This is a genomic window from Enterobacter sp. 18A13 (assembly GCF_007035975.1).
Taxonomy (GTDB): Bacteria; Pseudomonadota; Gammaproteobacteria; order Enterobacterales; family Enterobacteriaceae; genus Enterobacter; species Enterobacter vonholyi.
Window position 1 is genome coordinate 1,215,335 of record NZ_AP019634.1, and the last position, 19,547, is coordinate 1,234,881.

The window sequence follows — 19,547 nt, forward strand, 5'->3', positions numbered from 1 at the left end:
GAATGCATTTACTTCCTTATTTTTTAATTGCTTTTATAAAATTTTTCTAATTTAATTAGTTATTACTGAGGCCTGTATTTATGGATGCGTCTGATACTATTGTGAATGAGATTGAAAAAGCATTAAAACAACTTATTGTCATTTGCAATAAATACTCGCTGTCAGGGAGTTTCAGCACCGTCAATGATCTGGACAATGCCTTTCCGTCCAATTTACCTCGTTCGACAGAGGTGGAATTTTTATATAAAAATTATAATCCTGAAAAGTTAAAAATTGAAACAGGCTTCACGCCAATTAAAATTCACTCTGTCAGTGAGCTCTCGAAGGCTCAAAATGGTTATGAGTACTTACTAAAAAATTACCTTGTTATTGGTGATGATTTAGGTGGAGGTAAACCTATAATTGCGGTTGTCGATGAAGGGAATACCCCTATTTATGCAAGTTATGATGTAATTGAACCATTTAAAATAGCTGGTAGTCTCTCTGGATTTATATTTTCATTGGCTGAGCTTATTGATTTGGTATATGGTCACTACGATATCTTTGATATAGCAGATGATAATGACGAAGTAAACGATTATTTTATTTATGAGTTGCGGAAAAGAATTGTGCCTCTTATCGGTTATGAAAATTTCAATGCATTCTATGATTATTTTTATGGCTAGGATACATGTTATTTGATGGAAAAATATGAGGTAATGATTATACTGATCGTCTAGTAGATGATCCGCTTGGATATTTCTAACTACATTAGATGAGTTAGCTCTTCTACCAACGGGATATCGGGGCCATGCTCAATCAGATACTCCACCAACCCAAGAGCATCCCCGTAAACTTGATGCTACGGGCTAGAGCCCAAGAAAGGGAACTCGATTGTCAACTCGTTTGCCGCTTTGATGGTTGCTGTATAATTCATTCTCCAGATTGGAAACATTATATATGGTGGTTGGCGGGTTGAGAATGTGGAAACTGTCATGGACCGCAGTTTGCATATGCTCGAGATAACGGCGCTCATTTAATGAATGCGAACACAATAAGAGGTGATTGTGTAAGATACGTCTGCTTTGTGCCAGAAGCGGACATGTCTTCAGATATTTTTATGGTGAAAAAAACATAGCCATCAATTATTCTTCAATCTCAACAATCAGAGTAGATTTTCATTCTCAAAGAAAATTTCATCAGAAAAAATGCTTTATCACAGTGCCAAAAGAGGATAATCTATTTCTAATGCAATTATCAGTCAAATATTGGGACAATTTTCAATCAGAGGAAATATGCCACAATTCAGTTTTGTATCAAATGATGTTGTTATGACTTACGGCGGTGATAAAGGAGAACAAATAATTTGGGTTTGGGAGAGTCTGAATGATTTTCAAACAGTATGCATTTCACGCATTTTTAACTTCCAACCCCAGGACTTGAGAAACCCACCGTCAACCGTTCAGGATTTTAATAATTACGAATATTCCTTTAATTTTGGCACACTTAATAATGAATACATAACAGTTCCGGGACGGATTTTAAGCATTAATCGGGATATCCTTATACATAAGTCCATCAAACTTGAGAGGAAAGTATTTGCGTCAGAACGCAACGTCTCCATTTTTGGCCGGCTTTCAAAACTACTCGATCACACTAATCCCATCATCATCGGCGGAGACAAGCCGGAGGCTATACCAACAAGCGTATTCCAGGAGTTGCAAAGTAAATTCCCCAACACAGTGGAACTGGATCGCTATGCTAATGCAAGGGTTCACGCTATTCTCGCAGGTTATCTTGATGGTATGAAAGATGCTCGCGAACGGTATGAAAATTACTTAAACAGAAAAACAGTGATCAGAAAAACCGACAAACTGGATTTAGACGTTTTAAATAAGCTCGAAATTGAAAAATATGTACTCATACGAGACGTCATCCACGATGCGTTGAATAACAAAACTAATTTGTCTGAAGATGACTGGCAGAGCCTGATGATACCCTTCATCACATTACTTTTTCCAAAATATATCAAGGTCCTCGAGAAGGTTAAAATTTTCGACTACTACTCTAATCCTCCGGCTAAAACAAATCGGTTTATAGACATTGCACTGGTGGATGCAAACGGCAACCTTGATATCATCGAAGTGAAAAAGCCGTTTGATGATAAGATCCTTCGCAAGACACCCTACCGCGACAACTATATTCCTACATCAGAACTTAGCGGCGGTATCATGCAGGCTGAAAAGTATATTTTTCATTTATCTAAATGGGGTGTTAAGGGCGAAAAAGAACTTACGAATGCCTACAAGAATTCTCTTCCAGCGGGAATGTGTATTCGTATATCTAACCCAAAAGCCATCATCATTGTCGGGCGCGATCAGATAGCCAACGGTAACATGACCGACGGCCAGTTGCTTGATTTTGAGATAATCAAACGTAAGTACGCCAACATGATAGACATACTGACGTACGACGACCTGTTGCGTCGACTTAATAACACGATTGAAGCACTGAAAGGTTGAATGCCCCCTGAGGTTCATACCAACAACGGGGAGCAGGTCACTTCCTCTTGTTTGATTGACATACAATAACGTCTGCTTTTCGCTCACAGCGGAACTTCAACGTCACGTGTTTATCTGCTGAGTGCCAAAAGCGGACCAGTGACGGCCGGTCTAGCCTTTAGTCTTCCCAATAAAAGTAAAAATTACTGCCAAAACATCCCGTAGAGAACATGAGTTAAATTTCTGACAACTAGCGAACAAAGAGACCAGGTTTTTTCCGTGAGTGTTTTTGAAGCATCAGTATAACTGCTTGAAAAAAAGGCACCTCGGCATTAAGTTGAAGTGCGTGAAAATCAGGAAAGAAGGCAATAAGAATTCCTCTTGCGAGCGTTTTGCCTTCTATCAAATTGTTAAATGTGAGGTAAACATGAGTACAACGATATTCTATTCATGGCAAAGTGATCTAGATGCAAAGCTAAATCGCTTTTTTATCCGAGACAGCCTTAAAGCTGCATTAAAAATGTTGAGACATGAGCCTGAGTATGGTGAGTCGGTTCGACTTGACAGTGATACATCCGGTGTCCCTGGAACTCCTGACATAGCTTCAACCATTTTTGAGAAAATAGATAACAGCTCAGTCTTTGTCGCAGACATAAGTTACTGTGCTAGCGATGATGCTACGGGTAAAAAATTCCCCAACTCTAATGTAATGATTGAATTAGGGTACGCACTAGCAAAAATTAGTGACATCGGTGTTCTTAATGTTATGAACACAGCTTACGGTAAGCCAGATAATCTTCCGTTTGATTTAAAGCATAAGAGATGGCCGATTCAGTACGAACTAACCAATGAAATTTATGCTGACAAAGAAAAAAAAGAAAAAGTAAAAGAAAGGCTAACCAAAGAACTTTACGAATTTATTAAAATCATAATTGACATTAGAACAGTTGATTCTGAACAACCTAAAAGAGGTGATACTCCTTCGCTCTCATATATCGAAAAATGCATAACAAACTCTGACCCGGCACAGGGGTGGGATGTAAGTTCAGTTCAATCTAAAACAGTTGCCGTTTATAGAAATGATGTAAATTTGCGGATTGAAGTTGATTGGTCTGAAGAGGGGACACAATGTGAAGACTTTAGAGAGCCATGGGCAAATTGTTACCCAGACAGTCGAGCATCGGGTTATTGGGTAGATATCTACTACGGTGTAAGTCACATAATATCGATGAGAAGTATACTGGTTTCAGTTGATGGTGCCCGAGCAACCCTACCTATTCCAAGGCAAAAGGGAGTTTCTGGACAAATTACTGAAGTACTTCCTTTAGACTATAAATATGCCCAGATATTTGACTCATTAGGCACTTTAGATGAATACATGTGGCAATCTAAACTTACTCTAGCGCAATAAAGCATTTAACAAGCGCAGGCACTGGGACAAAATTTTCTCTGCGTTCCAAATTGTGCCTGTCCACAATTCGCTCAGGCTGTGTGAAAACTCCTCCCCAGAACTGAAGTGCGCGCATCTACGCAAAATCTGGAATTACTCGACTGTTATCTGAGGGAAAATTTACGTATGAGCGCAGTTTTCAGCCCTGTTTTCCGCAGATTAAGCGACTAAGACAGTTTTCACACAGCCTGCTCTCAATGCTGACCTGACAACCAATTGGTTGGTCCGTTCCGTGCCAGGAGCGGACAGTATGCATATCGACGGGGCAGGTCAAAACAAATGCTATATGTAGTCTAACTGCCTATTATCCACTTTATGCTAAGCTCCGCCCCACATTAAAAATTTAAAAATCAATAAGTTATGTTTTTTTGGGGTGTTTCTTAAACAATTCTGATAGCAAGATTAGATACCTATTATCGTTCAAAAAAATCCTTGGATGTGATAAAACATCTAGAACTCGAATGTTCCAAAGATAAACTCGCATGAAAGATCATTTTTATGCTTATTTAATATAATCGAAGAAATAATTGAGGTAGTGAAATGTCTGACTATTGTTTCTATACACATGACGCCTTAGCTTTAGCAGAACGAGTAAACATAAAAGAACTAATCGATGATTTCGCTGAAAGGTACAAAAAGCAGACTTATGTTTTGTGCAAGCCTTTATCAAAAGAAGATGCATCATATGAATACAATGATGCCTTAGCTATTTTCGCCAGTGGAATGAAACCATGTTTAATAAATGCAGGGCATGATGAAGATAAATTTAATTATTACCTTGATGATTTTTTGGAAGATGTGTCATTTCTAGCCGAAAAATTCAAGTATAGGGAAAAAATAGGAAGGAAAAGAGACTGGGAAAAATATTTCCAGATAGTTGAACCTGAAAATTTAGATTTATCTTCATACCTAGTTGATAAAGTGCTAGCGAGACGTGTTGATCTTATTACATCATTAATTGTTGGTAGTATTAATGATGTATCTAAGATAAAGTTAGAAACAGATAACCTACTTGATAGTGTCAAATCTAAAATCATCCTCTTCGATACAGATCAAACTAGTTTTGTATTTAAAACAGGCGCTGAGAAAAAATACGTAATCCAAGGTTTAGCTGGTTCAGGAAAAACCGAGTTATTACTACATAAAATCAAAGAGATTTTTGCAAATGATTCAGAATCAAGAATAGCATTTACTTGTTTTAACAAAATTCTAGCATCCACCATGAAAAGCAGAATTCCTGAATTTTTCGATTTCATGAGGGTTGAACGGCAAATTGAGTGGAATACGAAACTTTTCTGTTTCCAGTCTTGGGGGAGTGGAAAGGATCCATACTCAGGAATGTATCGGTATATTTGTCATTTTTATAACATACCATTTGGAACTTATGGCTCAGGATCTTTAGATTATCACAGTCAAAAAGCAGTTGATTTTCTATCGAAACAAGATGTGATTGATAAAGCATTTGATTATGTCTTCATAGATGAAAGTCAGGATTTCCCTGCTAGTTTTTTACAACTATGTGAACTGGTAACCGCCAAAAAGGTATTTATCGCAGGTGATGTGTTTCAGAATATATTCAGGCCGATTGATGATGACGTCAGTACAGCCAATATGGTGTTAAAAAAGTGCTATAGAACTGATCCTAAAAATTTAATGTTCTCCCATGCATTAGGTATGGGATTATTTGAAAAACCTGTACTGAGATGGCTGAAGCCCGAAGAATGGGATGCTTGTGGTTATAATTATAATGATAATGATAATGATGGAAGAGCACATCTGACACGTGATCCCTTACGACGATTTGAGGATATACCAAATAACTACCCAAGTACTTCAATGCATTTATTAGAGGGTGACACTGAAATCTCTGATGAAATTATTTCTATGATTCAAAGCATCAGGGATAGATATCCTACAACCGAGCAAGGTGACATCGCCGTTATTTTTATCGATAAGGCTAATTATATTTACGATGAGATATCAACATTAAGATTTAAAATAAAAAAACAATACGGCTGGGACTCCAATGTATCTTTTGAGACAAAAAACAGACTAACTGACAAGCTATTTATATCGAATATAAATAATGCTAAAGGACTGGAATTTCCTTTCGTTATTTGTTTTGCAAAACAATTACAATGTTATCCTGGTTTCAGAAATGCTCTTTACACAATGATGGCTAGGTCATTTTTAGAAAGCCATTTACTACTTAGCAATGATACAGATTCAAATGTATTTAATGCTGTATCAACAGGTTTAGAAAAGTTGATATCAGATAACGAATTAAATGTCAGAATACCAACAGCTGAAGAAATTGAAAAACAGAAAGATCTGTTTATTCTAGCAGAGGGGATTTCTATTGAGAAATCTGTTAAACTTTACTGCGAGTCACGGAAAGCCACGCCTCGATTGGTTGCTAAAATTATCAGCACGGTATCTTCAATGTTAGAAGGGATAGATGATTATTCAGAAGAATATTTATTATCAATAATTGAGGCTGAATATATTAGGAATAAAAAACTATGAGTGTTTATTTATTCGCTAACATACCTAATTATCATCTTGCTGGCTTTGTGCCGGTAAGAGATTCTTATGACAATTTTCTTAATGTGCTGACTTTTATAGAGACAGTCAGTAGTTGTGGACATTGCCGCATAGAAAACGAAGCTGATTCGCAGTTTGCAATATTTACAGGCAACACTACTCGCATTTTAATTAAAAAAGAATTTGGTTATTATACTATGTTTCTGCCGTTTCAGATAATCGACTATGGGGGAAATATTAGTTTCAATTATGATGAATGTAACATGCCAGTAACTTCTCTTTTTATCTCTATAATGAGAAGTTGTGTCGAAGCTTGCCGTGATTACGGATATTCACATGAGGATATTTTAGAAAATATCATGGTGAATTATAATACAGACATCAGGGCGGCTGTAAATTATTGTGATATATTCACGACTTTGATAACTGAAGATCATGGGTATTTTAGATTCGATGATGATGAAGCAAATGAAAATGGTCGAGTTCATCCAAGATATCATTTTGACTTCTATTATAAGAACACGTCCTCGATAAAGGTTGGAATAGATAGAAATATCAACTTTGATTTTTTTAAAAATTTGTTTGATCGTGAAGCCGAAAGGCCGTATGTCATTTAACCGTTTGAAAGCATAAGTCGTTGTAATTATTTCAAACACATTAAACAATGTTGCTTTTCAGGCCCAGTTTACTGGGCCTTATTGTTAAATTGTTCAGATTGGATTTTCATGATTATATTCATTTACTCAACGTAGCAGACTCGCATACTCCAATCATATACAGCTCATCTTTCTAATATATGATAAAGTTGATCCCATGTATTTTTATTAAATTTGAGAGGCTGAACTTCACTGATGTCAATCTTTTTAAATCGCAATAACAGCAATGGGAATAATGTACTAGTAGCTTGCAGTCTAATCCAAAATATCATTTAAGTCGTCTATGTTTTTTCTCATTTCAGAAATGCGCTCCTCTGACTGAAATGGTACGGGTTTTAGCATTCCAGAAATTTCTTTCGTTGTATCCCAAGTACCATAGTCAATACACTTAATGGTTTTTTTATCAGACGTCATACCATAGTTTCTTGCATGCGGATCGTCTATCTCAACTGGCACCTGAGCACAGGATTTCAGGGCGGGATCTAATTGTGTACATAATTTTTCCATAATTAGAAATTTCCCTGACTTACTAATACTTAGAACCTTTGCGATACAGTCGGTCACCCTAGAAAGTCCGTTTATAATGCTAGTAGAGTAAAAAGTTGCTTCATTTTCATTATGACTATTCATCCCGGGCTTGGCTTCTTTTAATACTAAATCACTGCTCCCCTTGACCTCAAATACACATCTTGCATGGCCACAATCAATACGATCACCTTTGATCGCTTCATATTCATGATCGGCTGACCTACATGCTGGAATCATAGTTATCCTTAAAAATTCAAAGCACACTTAAAGTGCCTGTTCTGTTTGTATAGCTGATTTTAATGCCGGGTTAGTAAACTCTCAATCAACTGATAAAGATTATGTACTTCCGCTTCTCGCTCTTAACGGACATTCAACAGACAGCATTGTACTTTGCGTATGGCCGAAATCCTGCTTTTACCCAGCAGAACCCCGGCCTCCCATCACCCGCCTCAGTGCGCCGTTATATAAGGTTCCTTCACAAACTCCGCCAGTAGCCAGACCATATCATGCAATAGCCCGACGAGTTCTTTCGCCACGTTCGCAGACAATGTTTCGCCCATCACCGCCAGCGTTAACGCCACGGCATAGTCCACTTGCAGCGTCGTCTCCTGCCAGCAGTCCGGCACGCAGGAGGTAATCTTTTCCCCTGCGATCAATTGTTCAACAAGATACGAAGGCAGTTCGGCATCGCAGCATTCACGCAGCCGCTTCAGCACAGCCAGCAATCGCTTGCAGAGCGTGGCAAACGTCACCGCGTCGTCAGTTTCCACCAGCACGCTAATATACGCAGTGCACGCGTCAGCCAGTTCGAAGAGATCCGCAGAATCGGGAAGTTGCAGGTGGAGAAGGTGGTAAACAGCGTTTTCTTCAGTAAGCGCGTAAGAAAATCCAGGGATAGTAGCCATAAGGCATCCTCTTTATGCAAAAAATATTAACCGCCCGATGAGTTCCTACGCTCAGAGGGGGTAGCGCTGACGGAGGTAGGAATACCGTGCATAAAGAAAAACGGCCAGCCTTTCGACTGCTCCGTCAGCGCCACCGTGATTCTAACGGGATATGCGCTGTCGCGACAAAAAATATCGCTTTATGCTAACGGGTTCCTACGCCCGGTTACGGATGTGCCGCAACGCAGGCACTTTACGGCGGCGAAAAAAGGAAGGGAAGGGATGCCCATGAATTACATAAGGTTGCTTGCAGGTTTGCGAGGCGGCTTCCAGAAGGGCATTGCCGGATGGCGGTTACGCCTTACCTGGCCTACAAAACCAAACACCAAACCTCCCCGCGACACGAACCGTAGGCCCGCGCAAGCGCAGCGCCGCCGGGCACAGTTTGCACCGCCGTAACTCCTTACGTAGACCTTTTCATTTTGAGCAACACTTCCAATAACGTCTGAGTTGCTCGGGAGGATTTGCTCGCCGCCGAACAAACCACCCCAAACTCACGGTACAGCGAAGGCGTCACGGGCACGACGCACAAACCGCGTAATTCATCCGGCAGAGCGGATTCAGGTATCAGCGCAACGCCCATGCCTTCGCGCACCAGCAGGCAGGCGCTGATCCAGTCCCGGACGGTCACCCGCACTTCAGACAGCTGCAAGCCAGCCTGTTCCATCAGGCTTTTTCCATTGACGGCACAACCGCCTGTAGCGAGTACAAAAGGCTGGTCTGCCAGTTCCTCAAGCGTAATGCCGCGCGCGCGTGCATAACGAGCCTGGTGGTGACTGGCCGGTAGCACCCCGACCCACGCATCTTGTCCCAGGATTGCATCCGCGCGTCCGGGAGTAGGGTTCATTACCACCCCCAGATCAACCGTATCTGCCGCAATCCACTCCTCGACTTCCCGGTCCGTCCCTTCCAGTACAACCACCTCGATTTCAGGATGCAGGCGCTTAAAGTCCCGCAGCAGTCCTGGCAAAAATGTGGATGTCACCGATGGAAAACTGGCAAGACGAATGCGTCCGCCACTCAGCCCCCGGCTCTCATCCGCCAGTAGGCGGATGGCGTCTAGCCGCGCCAGCATACTTCTTGCCTCTTTAACAACCCGCTCGCCCAAGGCCGTCACGCCGATGTGGCGTCGCTCACGCGTGAATACAGCAAATCCTAATGAGGCCTCTAACTGAGCGATCGCCTGGCTGGCACCCGACTGCGTCATACCGACCTCTTCAGCGGCACGGGAAATATTACTGGCATCGGCCACTGCAACCAGCAAGCGCCAGTGTAAAAGATTCATCATGGATATCAGTAGCTCAGCTAATAGCTATTTTATGAATCATTAATTTTACAGTGAGAATGGCTTTAAGCACAGTGTATGTAAATCACACAACCGCTTTAACGGAGAGATTATGAAACTCTATTACGCCCCGGACACTTGTTCACTCTCACCCCATATTGTGCTTCGCGAACTGGCGATTGAGTTTGAACTGATTAAAGTGGACAACAGGAGCAAGCTTACCGCTGACGGGCGCGACTTCCTGACCATTAACCCTAAAGGGTACGTCGCTGCGCTTGAACTGGATGACGGGAAAATCCTGACCGAGGGGCCAGCCATTTTGCAGTACCTGGCAGACCTCAAGCCAGAAAGTGGGCTGGCACCGCGAGCAGACAGCTGGGAGCGGGTGCGGCTTCAGGAATGGCTAAACTTTATCACCAGCGAAATACACGCGGGATCGGCACCTCTTTTTAATCGTGCGCTGCCCGAAGAGGCCAAATCGATTTTTCGTGAGAAGCTGTTCAGGCGGTTCGATTTTCTTCAGGAAACGCTCTCCGCAAGCGCTTATCTGACGGGAGCATCTTTCAGCGTGGCGGATGCCTATCTTTTCACCGTGCTGGGATGGTGCACGTTCTTCTCAATTGAACTCAACGACAGGCCAGCGCTACTGGCGTACAGGGAAAAAATCAGTGCCCGGCCCGCGGTGCAGGCTGCATTACGTGCGGAGGCGAAAGTCTAGTTCTGCGTATTCCGGCGCAGGTATTCATGCCTGAAGCAGGAGGCAAATGAGGATGTGGAGTCAGGATGGGTTAGCATACTGTCACTCTGCATCTGATTGCCTGGCGCTTTTCACGGCATCCTGCTTCCCCGGCTTGCATTGCTGTTTCGTTCCTGGAAGATAAAATTTTCCCGACGCGTCCGGATCTGTTCCGCCCGGACAACCCGCACGGCCCGGAGCTGAGACGGTGCCATTCGAACCGTTTCCTCCATCAGAACCGTTTCCGCCATCCCCACCATTACCGCCATCGGCAGCATTTACAGCGAATGCGCCGAGTATGAGCAAAAATGCAATAACTCGTGTAGTCATCAAAACCTCCATTGTTCAGGGTATTTCAAGGCATCTTGCCAGCCTGGATTCAGCATCTCTCTTCCTTGTCATCCCTTTAGTGTAGCCAGAGTAACAGATGGTTTGCGGCAGACAATTACCAGGAAAACGTAGTACCGAAGCGTGCATCAACATGACCTTTACCGTTCTAAGAACGACAGAGGCTGGCATTGCCGGGTGGCGGCTGCGCTTTACCCGGCCCACAAAAAACCAAAACCCCTATTTTGCCGTCACCCCTCGCTCATCATCGCCAGAAACCGCTTCACCGTCCGCGAACGTTCGAAGCGCCGCCAGCAGAGCGCGATATCGGTATAAAGCTCCGGCGAGCGCAGCGCGTGGTAGGTGACATTCGGCGGTGAAATGGCCGCCATGGATTTGGGCACCAGCGCGAACCCGCCGCCCGCGGAAACCATGCTCAGGGAGGAGGAAAGCTGCGACGACTGCAGCGCGTGCTGCACGTCGATCCCGGCCCGCTCGCAGCAGCCGTGAACCCGGTCGTACAGGCCGGGCGCGACCTCCTGCGGGAAGAGCACCACCGGCGTATCCCGGAGTTGATCCAGCGCCAGATCGCCGCTTCCAGCCAGCGGATGATCGCGATGCAGCGCCACCACCATCGGCTCCCGGTCGAGGATTTTTAACTCGAACGCCTTGCTGCTCTCGCACGGCAGGCGCACGAAGGCGATATCCAGTTCACCCTCCGCCAGCATCGTCGTCAGCGACGACATATTGGCTTCCACCTGGTGAACCTGCACCGCCATATTCTGCACCTGAAACTGGCGAATCAGCGCGAAAATTTTGGGATGAAAAGCGTCGGAGCTGGTGATGCCAATCGACAGGTTTCCGTTCAGCCCGCGCGCGATGCCGCGGGCTTTCTCCAGCGCGGCATCGCTCAGCGCCAGGATCTTGCAGGCGTCCTCATAGAAGGCTTCTCCCGCTTCGGTCAGCTCCACGCCCCGCGTCAGGCGCCTGAACAGCGGCGTGCCCACTTCCTCTTCGAGCCGTTTGATCTGCTGACTCAGAGGAGGCTGTGAAATACCCAGCGCTTCGGCCGCCCTGGTGAAGTGTCGCTCGCGTGCTACCGCGACAAAATACCGCAGATAACGAAGTTCCATATCTAAAACGTCTCAAACCAGCATGGTTTCTATATTGGAACTCTCTGCTGAATCGGGTCAACATTTATTTAACCTTTCTAAATAAAGTTGAAGAGGACGAGCATGATGGTGCATTCATCTGCCTGCGACTGTGAAGCCAGCTTGTGCGAGACCCTGCGCGGGTTCTCCGCCCAGCATCCTGACAGTGTGATCTATCAGACATCGCTAATGAGCGCCCTGTTAAGCGGCGTGTATGAAGGAGAGACCACCATCGCCGATCTGCTGGCACACGGTGATTTTGGTCTGGGCACCTTTAACGAGCTGGACGGCGAAATGATTGCCTTCAGCAGCCAGGTGTACCAGCTGCGCGCCGACGGCAGCGCCCGGGCGGCGAAGCCGGAGCAGAAAACGCCGTTCGCGGTGATGACCTGGTTCCAGCCGCAGTACCGTAAAACCTTCGACGCGCCGGTCAGCCGTCAGCAGATCCACGACGTCATCGACCAGCAGATCCCCTCCGATAACCTGTTCTGCGCGCTGCGCATTGACGGCAACTTCCGCCATGCCCACACCCGCACCGTACCGCGCCAGAAGCCGCCGTACCGCGCGATGACCGACGTGCTGGACGACCAGCCGGTGTTCCGCTTTAACCAGCGCGAAGGGGTGCTGGTCGGGTTCCGCACGCCGCAGCATATGCAGGGGATCAACGTGGCGGGCTACCACGAACACTTCATTACCGACGACCGTCAGGGCGGGGGCCATCTGCTTGACTACCAGCTGGAGAGCGGCGTGCTCACCTTCGGTGAAATTCACAAGCTGATGATTGACCTGCCCGCCGACAGCGCCTTTTTACAGGCCAACCTTCACCCCAGCAATCTGGATGCGGCTATCCGTGCCGTCGAAAACTAACAGGAGAACTACCGTGAACAGTGAGAAACAGTCACGTCAGTGGGCGCACGGCGCCGATTTGGTTGTCGGCCAGCTGGAAGCGCAGGGCGTGAAGCAGGTGTTCGGGATCCCGGGCGCAAAAATCGACAAGGTCTTTGACTCTCTGCTGGACTCCTCCATCGAGATCATCCCGGTGCGTCACGAGGCGAACGCGGCGTTTATGGCGGCGGCGGTAGGGCGGTTGACCGGCAAGGCCGGGGTGGCGCTGGTCACTTCCGGGCCGGGCTGCTCGAACCTGATCACCGGCATTGCTACCGCCAACAGCGAAGGCGACCCGGTGGTGGCGCTGGGCGGGGCGGTGAAGCGGGCGGATAAAGCCAAGCTGGTGCATCAGAGCATGGACACCGTCGCCATGTTCAGCCCGGTCACCAAATACGCCGTGGAGGTGAGTGCGCCGGACGCGATTGCCGAGGTGGTTTCCAACGCGTTTCGCGCCGCCGAGCACGGCAGGCCGGGGGGCGCGTTCGTCAGCCTGCCGCAGGATATCGTCGACCAGCCCGCCACGGGAGCAATTTTGCCTGCTAGCGGTCCCGCGCTGATGGGCCCGGCGCCGGAATCCGCTATCAACGATGTGGCGAAGCTTATCGAAAAGGCCAAAAACCCGGTCATCCTGCTGGGGCTGATGGCGAGCCAGCCCGCCAACAGCGCGGCGCTGCGCACGCTGCTGGAGAAAAGCCGTATTCCGGTCACCAGCACCTATCAGGCCGCCGGGGCGGTGAATCAGGAGCACTTCACCCGCTTCGCCGGACGCGTCGGTCTGTTCAATAACCAGGCGGGCGACAGGCTGCTCCATCTGGCGGACCTGATTATCTGCATCGGCTACAGCCCGGTGGAGTACGAGCCGTCCATGTGGAACAGCGGCGACGCCACGCTGGTGCACATCGACGTGCTGCCTGCCTATGAAGAACGTAACTACGTGCCGGATCTGGAGCTGGTGGGGGACATCGCCGAAACGCTGAATCAGCTCGCGAACCGGATCGACCATAAGCTTGAGCTGAGCCAGCGGGCCTCCGAAATTCTGGTCGACCGCCAGCATCAGCGCGATCTGCTCGATCGTCGCGGCGCCTCGCTTAATCAGTTCGCCCTGCATCCGCTGCGCATCGTGCGGGCCATGCAGGACATCGTGAATAACGACGTGACCCTGACCGTCGACATGGGCAGCTTCCACATCTGGATCGCCCGCTACCTCTACAGCTTCCGGGCGCGTCAGGTGATGATCTCCAACGGCCAGCAGACCATGGGCGTCGCGCTGCCGTGGGCCATTGGCGCGTGGCTGGTCAACCCGGGCCGCAAGGTGGTGTCGGTCTCCGGTGACGGCGGCTTCCTGCAGTCAAGCATGGAGCTGGAAACCGCGGTGCGCCTCAACGCTAACGTGCTGCACATCATCTGGGTGGATAACGGCTACAACATGGTTGCCATTCAGGAAGAGAAAAAATACCAGCGTCTTTCCGGCGTCGAGTTCGGCCCGGTCGATTTCAAAGTCTATGCCGACGCCTTTGGCGCGAAAGGCTTTGCCGTGGAGAGCGCCGACGCGCTCGAACCCACGCTGCGTGCGGCGATGGATGTGGATGGCCCGGCCGTGGTGGCCATTCCCGTTGACTACAGCGATAACCCGCTGCTGATGGGCCAGCTCCATCTCAGCCAGATTTTGTGACTCAACATAAGGACAGAGAAATGCAAAAAGTTGCTCTCGTAACAGGCTCAGGCCAGGGGATTGGTAAAGCGATTGCGCTTCGCCTGGTGAAAGATGGCTTTGCCGTCGCCATCGCCGACTATAACGCGGAAACGGCCAGAGCCGTGGCCGATGAAATCATCCGTAACGGCGGTAACGCCGTCGCCGTGAAGGTGGACGTCTCTGACCGCGAGCAGGTATTTGCGGCGGTAGAGAAAGCCCGCACTGCGCTGGGCGGTTTCCACGTTATCGTTAACAACGCCGGGGTTGCGCCGTCCACGCCAATCGAATCCATCACGCCGGAGATTGTCGACAAGGTCTACAACATCAACGTGAAAGGGGTGATTTGGGGGATCCAGGCGGCGATTGACGCGTTCCGCAAAGAGGGGCACGGCGGCAAGATCATCAACGCCTGCTCCCAGGCGGGCCACACCGGTAACCCGGAGCTGGCCGTCTACAGTTCCAGTAAATTCGCGGTGCGCGGCCTAACCCAGACCGCCGCGCGGGATCTTGCTCCGCTGGGGATCACCGTTAACGCCTACTGCCCGGGCATCGTTAAAACGCCCATGTGGGCAGAGATTGACCGTCAGGTTTCCGAGGCGGCGGGTAAACCGCTCGGCTACGGTACCGAAACCTTTGCCAAACGCATCACGCTTGGCCGCCTGTCCGAACCGGAAGATGTCGCCGCCTGCGTTTCATACCTGGCGGGACCGGATTCCGACTACATGACCGGCCAGTCTCTGCTCATCGATGGCGGGATGGTGTTCAACTAAATTCTAATAAGCTCTGACATGAGTTTTCCCCTGCACCCGTGCAGGGGCTTTTTTTTGTCTCCTCATCCATTGTGCATTACACTGCGCGCTGCAAAACTTTAGTCATTACGATCTGACAGGCGGTAACAGCGATGAACGGTACAATCACAACGTGGTTTAAAGATAAAGGCTTTGGATTTATCAAAGATGAAAACGGCGACAACCGCTATTTTCATGTGATTAAGGTCGCGAACCCCGATCTGATTAAGAAAGATGCCGCGGTGACCTTCGAGCCAACGACCAACAACAAAGGCCTTTCCGCCTACGCGGTGAAGGTGATCCCCGAAAGCAAACATCTCTATATCGCAGGCGAGCGCGTGAAGCTCAGCTCGATCAAGTCCTTCGTGGTGTTCAGCGAAGAAGAGCCTGCCGATACCAAAATCGACAAAGAGAATGCGGTGCTGTCGGTGGGGCTGCTGATGAACAGCATCAAGCCGAAATCTGATAAAAAGCCGGGCGAAATGCGCACGGTGAAGAAGCTGGCGATCACCACCTTCCAGAACACGACGCTGATCTTCACCGAAGATGAGATCGACATTGATGCCACGGTGAAGCTGCTGAAGTAATTGTAGGCCGGGTGGCGGCGATGCCTTACCCGGCCTGGAAAACCCGCGCCGCCGCACGGTTTACCCCATCCTGTGCTCGCCTCTTAACATAGTCTCACGGTCAAACACCTTCTGGATCGCCCCGTGCGCCATAAACGCCGCCCGGTCGGACATATGGGCAATCACGTCCGCGTCGTGGCTCACCAGCAGATAGGTCATCTCGTGCTCGGCCTTAAGACGGTTGAGCAGGTTCAGGATCTCTGCCTGCACCGACATATCCAGCGCCGAGGTCGGCTCGTCCAGCAGCAGAAGCTGCGGGCGCAGCAGCAGCGCGCGGGCAATAGCCACGCGCTGGCGCTGGCCGCCGGAAAGCTGGTGCGGGTAGCGCCTGTCCGCGTCGGCGGAAAGCCCCACCTGCTGCAGCGCATCCGCCACCTTTTCGGCAATCTGCGTTTCGCCGCGGATTTTTAACGGCTCCGACAGGGTGCGCGCAATGGTGTGGTTCGGGTGCAGCGACGCCCACGGATCCTGAAATACCATCTGCACGTTGCGGCGAAGCTCGCCTTCAAAACGTCGTCCTGGCGTTAACGCTTCTCCCAGTAGCGCAATACTGCCGCGCCACTCGCGCTGCAGCCCAGCCAGCACGCGCAGAAGGGTCGATTTGCCGCAGCCGGATTCACCGATCAGGCTGAACGTCTCGCCTCTCTCAATGCTAAAGCTGGCGGCCGAAACCGCCGTTTTTTCCCCAAAGGTGACCTGCACCTGGTTAACCTCAACGAGCGCCATCGCTGGCCTCCTTCCACGGCTGCGAACGGTCGAGCGTCGGCAGCATCTGTCCATAGGTATTGGCGTCTGGACGACAGGTCCACAGGGTTCGCGTGTACGGATGCGTCGCCTGCGGGAGATGGCTTGCCGCCATCTCATCGACCTTTTCGCCCTGATACATCACCAGCACGCGGTCGCAGTGCTCCGCCACCAGCGGCAGATCGTGGCTGATTAACAGCATCGCCATCTGGCGTTCTTCGCACTGCTGCACCAGCAGCTCGAGGATCTGGTTGCGCAGGCGGGCGTCCAGCGCGGAGGTGGGTTCATCGGCAATCAGCACCTGCGGGTTGTTGATCAGCGCAATCGCAATCATCACCCGCTGGCCCATGCCCCCGGAGAGTTCGCCGGGATAGCGCTGGAGGACATGTTCGTTGAGTCCGACGGCGCGGAGGATGTCGTGAATGCGCGCCAGGCGTTCAGCGCGGGGCAGGCGCTGATGCAGGGTCAGCGCCTCATCAAGCTGAGCGGCGACGTTTTTCGCCGGATTCAGCGCGTAGCGCGGGTCCTGCAGGACCATCGCAATCCCGTTACCGCGCAGCGCCTGCCAGCGGCGGGCGTTCAGGGTCAGCAGGTCGTTGCCAAGCACGTTAAGCCGGTTGGCGCTCACGATACCGGGTTTTCGCACCAGACCCATCAGCGCGCGGGCGGACATGGACTTGCCGGAGCCGGATTCCCCCACCAGCGCCAGCCGCTCGTTGCCAAGCGTAAAGCTCAGGTTGTTGACCACGCGCGCGGCGGGGTAGTCGATATTCAGCGCATCGACGATGACGCGGGGTTCAGTCATGCTGTGGCTCCAGTACGTCGCGCAGGCCATCGCCCAGCAGGTTAAACGCCAGGCTGGCAAACAGGATGGCCCCGCCCGGAATGGCGGCAATCCACCACTGGTCGAAAATCACCTGCATGCCGTCGGCAATCATCGCTCCCCATTCGGCCATGGGCGGACGTGCGCCAAGGCCGAGGAAGCCGAGACCGGCGGCGGCCAGAATAATGCCTGCCAGATCCAGCGCCAGCCGCACAATCGCGGACGGCAAACACAGGGGCAGAATATGCCCGACCAGCAGGCGCAGGCCGCGAATGCCCATCATCTCCGCGGCGGCCAGGTAATCGCTGTGGCGCAGACGCTGAATTTCACTCCGCGCCTGACGCGCGTATGCGGGCCAGGTGGTTAAGGCCAGCGCCAGCGCGCCGTTGACCAGCCCCGGGCCAAGCATCGCCACAAACGCGAAGGCGAGGATCAGGCGAGGCATCGACATCACCACGTCGGTAAAACGCATCAGGATGCGCTCCAGCCAGCCGTCGTAGTAGCCGGACAAAATTCCCACCAGCAGCCCGGCGGGCAGGGTAATAACGGTGACTAACGCCACCAGCCCGAGCGCCGGACGGGTGCCGTAAATCAGGCGCGAAAGAAGATCGCGACCGTAGCTGTCTGTGCCCAGCCAGTGCTGGCCGTTCGGTGCCTGCAGGCGCGCGGCGGCGTCCTGCCAGTTCGGGTCAACCGGGGCCAGCCACGGCGCGAACAGGGCAATAACCCCCAGCAGCGCGATGGCTACCAGCCCGCAAAATGCGGCAGGGGAGCGGCGTAGCCGGCGTAAGAAGAGATAAAACGGCATCAGCGCACCCTGGGATCGGTTGCCCGCACGAGCAGGTCGATAAGGTTATTGATCAGGACAAAGCAGACGCCAATCAGCAGCGTGCCGCCCATGACCGCGGTGGTGTCTCCGGCGAACAGGGCGGTGGTGAGATAGCGCCCGATCCCCGGCCATGAGAAGACGGTTTCGGTTAATACCGCGCCCTCCAGCATGCTGGTGTAGGCCAGCGCGATCACCGTCAGCAGGGTGCCGCGAATGTTCGGCAGCACGTGTCGCAGCAGGATGGCCATCTCCCCGGCACCTTTTGCGCGGGCAAGCAGGATGTACTCTTTGTTCATCTCGCTCAGGCAGGCCGAGCGCGTCAGGCGGGTAATGCTTGCCAGCGAGTAATAGGCCAGCAGCAGCACCGGCAGCACCAGGTGGCTGAGGGTGTTGCGGAACGCCTCGCGATCGCCGGAAAGCCAGGTATCTATCAGCGCAAAGCCGGTGCGCTGCTCGACGGTGAACTGCCAGATATCGTCCAGCCTGCCGGGGCCTGCGCTCCACTGCAGCTTCGCGTAGAACAGGGCCAGCATCAGCAGGCCGAGCCAGAAGATCGGCACCGAGTTGCCGAGCAGGGTGAGGGTTCTGATGGCTAAATCGAGCGGCGAACCGGCGTAGCGAGCGCACAGCACTCCGGCAGTCACGCCGAGCACGGCGCCGATGATTAACGCCAGCGTTGCCAGCTCCAGCGTGGCGGGGAAGGCGTGCAGCAGATCCTGCAGCACCGGCTGTCCGGTGGCGCTGGCGGTGCCTAAATCCCCGTGGGCGAGGTTTTGCAGGTAGTGCCAGAACTGCACGGGCAGGGGACGATCCAGCCCAAGCTGGTGGCGAACCTGATCGTACGTCGACTGGCTGGCGTGATCGCCGACGATCTGCAGCACGCGATCGACCGGTGAAAACGCCGAGAGCGCAAACGTGACGAGCAGCAGCCCGAAGAGCGTGAGCAGCAGGGTCAGCAGACCCTGAAGCACGCGGGTGGAAAGATGTGGCATGGGAAATCTCTTCATGCCGGGTGCGGCTTCGCCTTACCCGGCCTACAAAAACCGAGAACACAG

20 protein-coding genes are annotated in these 19,547 nt (G+C 50.3%); 10 read left to right on the top strand and 10 right to left on the bottom strand.

What is annotated here, in order from left to right:
* Nucleotides 1-80 precede the first annotated feature (80 nt).
* The 5 genes from FOY93_RS05910 (at nucleotide 81) to FOY93_RS05930 (ending at nucleotide 7,091) form a co-directional block, all read left to right on the top strand.
* Nucleotides 81-665 (top strand): hypothetical protein, encoded by a 585-nt coding sequence (locus tag FOY93_RS05910; protein ID WP_143344791.1) that lies wholly within the window; start codon nucleotides 81-83, stop codon nucleotides 663-665.
* Nucleotides 666-1,274: 609 nt separating this feature from the next.
* Nucleotides 1,275-2,501 (top strand): Shedu immune nuclease family protein, encoded by a 1,227-nt coding sequence (locus tag FOY93_RS05915; protein WP_143344792.1) that lies wholly within the window; start codon nucleotides 1,275-1,277, stop codon nucleotides 2,499-2,501.
* A gap of 325 nt (nucleotides 2,502-2,826) precedes the next feature.
* A complete protein-coding gene (locus FOY93_RS05920) occupies nucleotides 2,827-3,891 on the top strand; it encodes a hypothetical protein (protein WP_143344793.1) in 1,065 nt (354 codons plus the stop codon).
* A gap of 579 nt (nucleotides 3,892-4,470) precedes the next feature.
* A complete protein-coding gene (locus FOY93_RS05925) occupies nucleotides 4,471-6,456 on the top strand; it encodes an STM2767 family DEAD/DEAH box helicase (RefSeq protein WP_143344794.1) in 1,986 nt (661 codons plus the stop codon).
* Complete coding sequence (locus FOY93_RS05930) at nucleotides 6,453-7,091, top strand: STM2766 family helicase-associated protein (RefSeq protein ID WP_143344795.1); 639 nt, start codon at nucleotides 6,453-6,455, stop codon at nucleotides 7,089-7,091. Before FOY93_RS05925 ends, FOY93_RS05930 begins: the two co-directional genes overlap by 4 nt.
* A gap of 294 nt (nucleotides 7,092-7,385) precedes the next feature.
* Here FOY93_RS05930 and FOY93_RS05935 read toward each other — a convergent pair whose 3' ends face one another.
* The 4 genes from FOY93_RS05935 to FOY93_RS05950 all read right to left on the bottom strand — a co-directional run bounded on the left by FOY93_RS05935 (nucleotide 7,386) and on the right by FOY93_RS05950 (nucleotide 9,890).
* Nucleotides 7,386-7,895 (bottom strand): hypothetical protein, encoded by a 510-nt coding sequence (locus FOY93_RS05935; RefSeq protein ID WP_143344796.1) that lies wholly within the window; start codon nucleotides 7,893-7,895, stop codon nucleotides 7,386-7,388.
* Nucleotides 7,896-8,107: 212 nt separating this feature from the next.
* Complete coding sequence (locus FOY93_RS05940; RefSeq protein WP_143344797.1) at nucleotides 8,108-8,563, bottom strand: hypothetical protein; 456 nt, start codon at nucleotides 8,561-8,563, stop codon at nucleotides 8,108-8,110.
* Nucleotides 8,564-8,589: 26 nt separating this feature from the next.
* Nucleotides 8,590-8,697: an ash family protein gene (locus tag FOY93_RS24025; protein ID WP_157843337.1), complete on the bottom strand. Its 108-nt coding sequence runs from the start codon at nucleotides 8,695-8,697 to the stop codon at nucleotides 8,590-8,592.
* A gap of 308 nt (nucleotides 8,698-9,005) precedes the next feature.
* A complete protein-coding gene (locus FOY93_RS05950; RefSeq protein ID WP_143344798.1) occupies nucleotides 9,006-9,890 on the bottom strand; it encodes a LysR family transcriptional regulator in 885 nt (294 codons plus the stop codon).
* A gap of 109 nt (nucleotides 9,891-9,999) precedes the next feature.
* Between FOY93_RS05950 and gstA the strand changes: the two genes are divergently transcribed.
* Nucleotides 10,000-10,605, top strand: a complete 606-nt coding sequence (gene gstA / locus FOY93_RS05955; RefSeq protein WP_143344799.1) for a glutathione transferase GstA — start codon at nucleotides 10,000-10,002, stop codon at nucleotides 10,603-10,605.
* A gap of 81 nt (nucleotides 10,606-10,686) precedes the next feature.
* Here the strand turns inward: gstA and FOY93_RS05960 are convergent, their stop codons facing one another.
* Both FOY93_RS05960 and FOY93_RS05965 read right to left on the bottom strand, forming a co-directional pair.
* Nucleotides 10,687-10,953, bottom strand: a complete 267-nt coding sequence (locus FOY93_RS05960) for a hypothetical protein (protein WP_143344800.1) — start codon at nucleotides 10,951-10,953, stop codon at nucleotides 10,687-10,689.
* 248 nt (nucleotides 10,954-11,201) lie between these two features.
* Entirely contained in the window at nucleotides 11,202-12,083 is an 882-nt protein-coding gene (locus FOY93_RS05965) for a LysR family transcriptional regulator (RefSeq protein WP_143344801.1), read from the bottom strand.
* A 105-nt stretch (nucleotides 12,084-12,188) separates the two neighbouring features.
* Between FOY93_RS05965 and budA the strand changes: the two genes are divergently transcribed.
* From budA to FOY93_RS05985, 4 genes are all read left to right on the top strand, one after another.
* On the top strand, nucleotides 12,189-12,968 hold the full coding sequence (budA, locus tag FOY93_RS05970; protein WP_028015981.1) for an acetolactate decarboxylase: 780 nt from the start codon (nucleotides 12,189-12,191) through the stop codon (nucleotides 12,966-12,968).
* The gene (gene alsS / locus FOY93_RS05975) at nucleotides 12,940-14,661 is read left to right on the top strand and encodes an acetolactate synthase AlsS (protein ID WP_191091709.1); all 1,722 of its coding nucleotides are present in this window, start codon (nucleotides 12,940-12,942) and stop codon (nucleotides 14,659-14,661) included. Before budA ends, alsS begins: the two co-directional genes overlap by 29 nt.
* A 20-nt stretch (nucleotides 14,662-14,681) precedes the next feature.
* Nucleotides 14,682-15,452, top strand: coding sequence for a (S)-acetoin forming diacetyl reductase (locus tag FOY93_RS05980; protein ID WP_008499406.1), 771 nt, complete (start codon nucleotides 14,682-14,684; stop codon nucleotides 15,450-15,452).
* 131 nt (nucleotides 15,453-15,583) lie between these two features.
* Nucleotides 15,584-16,057, top strand: coding sequence for a cold-shock protein (locus tag FOY93_RS05985; RefSeq protein WP_111964451.1), 474 nt, complete (start codon nucleotides 15,584-15,586; stop codon nucleotides 16,055-16,057).
* Between the two features lie 60 nt (nucleotides 16,058-16,117).
* On the opposite strand, the gene FOY93_RS05990 is transcribed toward FOY93_RS05985, so the two are convergent.
* From FOY93_RS05990 to FOY93_RS06005, 4 genes are read right to left on the bottom strand one after another with little or no spacing between them, the layout of a single operon-like run.
* Nucleotides 16,118-16,822, bottom strand: coding sequence for an ABC transporter ATP-binding protein (locus FOY93_RS05990; protein ID WP_136195320.1), 705 nt, complete (start codon nucleotides 16,820-16,822; stop codon nucleotides 16,118-16,120).
* The gene (locus FOY93_RS05995) at nucleotides 16,809-17,645 is read right to left on the bottom strand and encodes an ABC transporter ATP-binding protein (protein ID WP_143344802.1); all 837 of its coding nucleotides are present in this window, start codon (nucleotides 17,643-17,645) and stop codon (nucleotides 16,809-16,811) included. Before FOY93_RS05995 ends, FOY93_RS05990 begins: the two co-directional genes overlap by 14 nt.
* The gene (locus FOY93_RS06000) at nucleotides 17,638-18,471 is read right to left on the bottom strand and encodes an ABC transporter permease (RefSeq protein WP_143344803.1); all 834 of its coding nucleotides are present in this window, start codon (nucleotides 18,469-18,471) and stop codon (nucleotides 17,638-17,640) included. Before FOY93_RS06000 ends, FOY93_RS05995 begins: the two co-directional genes overlap by 8 nt.
* Nucleotides 18,471-19,484 (bottom strand): ABC transporter permease, encoded by a 1,014-nt coding sequence (locus FOY93_RS06005; RefSeq protein ID WP_143344804.1) that lies wholly within the window; start codon nucleotides 19,482-19,484, stop codon nucleotides 18,471-18,473. The genes FOY93_RS06000 and FOY93_RS06005 overlap by 1 nt, the downstream gene beginning before the upstream one ends.
* Between the last annotated feature and the right edge of the window lie 63 nt (nucleotides 19,485-19,547).